The sequence below is a fragment of the Vibrio sp. Vb0304 genome (assembly GCF_033338995.1).
Lineage (GTDB): Bacteria > Pseudomonadota > Gammaproteobacteria > Enterobacterales > Vibrionaceae > Vibrio > Vibrio alginolyticus.
The window spans coordinates 1-1,178 of the sequence record NZ_JAWOTT010000237.1 but is presented as its reverse complement, the minus strand read 5'-3'; the positions used below and the strand labels follow the sequence as shown (position 1 = coordinate 1,178).

Here is a 1,178-nt window from a genome sequence, read left to right as displayed (position 1 = left end):
ACATCACCACGATATTTACGGTCGTAGTTACGCGGAGTCCATACCGAGCCTTTGCTACCTTTCAAACTTAGAGGGGTGTCGTGCAGCGTCGTCCCCAAATTGTATTTGTCTGGCTGTTCAAGCGCGGTCAGGTAAATTGCCGGCTTGACCAACGAACCAATTGGACGACTAGCATTAAGCGCACGGTTAAAGCCTTCATAACCCACGCGCTTACCACCAACCATGGCACGAATTTCACCACTGTGGCGATCAACAGCCACGGCAGCAGCTTCGAGTTCTTTACCGCCTCGCTTCGCTAAATCCGGTATTTTCTTCGCGATAGCCTGCTCCATTTTACTTTGAGAGACAGGATCGAGAGACGTAAACACGCGCAGACCAGTTTCAGCCTTGAAGCGATCACCGACCTTCTCTTTCAGCTCGATATTCAATTGCTGGAAGTATGCAGGCTGACGGCTCGCAATACGTGGTTTGCTTTGTGTATCAAGAGGTCGACTCACAGCTTGTTCATATTGCTGCGATGTGAGCATGTTTTGTTGCATCAGCAATCGAAGCACCAAGTCTCGACGCTCTTTAGTGCGCTCAGGATAGCGAACAGGATTGTAATACGACGGTCCTTTCACCATGCCCACCAGCATCGCAAGTTGATCAATTCGCAACTCTTGGATTGGCTGCCCAAAGTAGTAGCGTGATGCTAAGCCAAAACCGTGGATCGCTTCGCCGCCGCTTTGACCCAACTACACTTCATTGAGGTAGGCTTCTAAAATGCGGTCTTTGCTATAACGGTAATCAAGAATAAGCGCAATATAAGCTTCGCGCACCTTACGCCACAGCGTTTTATCACGGGTTAGAAATAAGTTTTTCGCTAGCTGCTGCGTTAAGGTACTGCCACCTTGAACGGTGCGACCCGCTTTGATGTTCGCCACTAAAGCACGGGCAATAGCCAATGGTGAAACACCATCATGCTGATAGAAGTCTCGGTCTTCTGTCGCCAACAAGGCATCAACTAAAATTTCAGGGAATTGGTCACGACGTAAGAACAGACGTTGCTCATCACGATCTTTTTCAAGCATCCCCAGCATCTTTGGCTCAAGGCGCAAGTAGCCTAGATCGCCTTTTGATTCTAAAGATTGAATACGCTGCAAACCGCTGTCTGAGAAATGCAGCATGACGTGGCGATC

General features: G+C 49.0%; 1 pseudogene. It reads right to left on the bottom strand.

The features are described from left to right. Positions 1 to 1,178 (bottom strand): annotated as a pseudogene (locus tag R7P35_RS25280) (transglycosylase domain-containing protein); the annotation flags it as partial.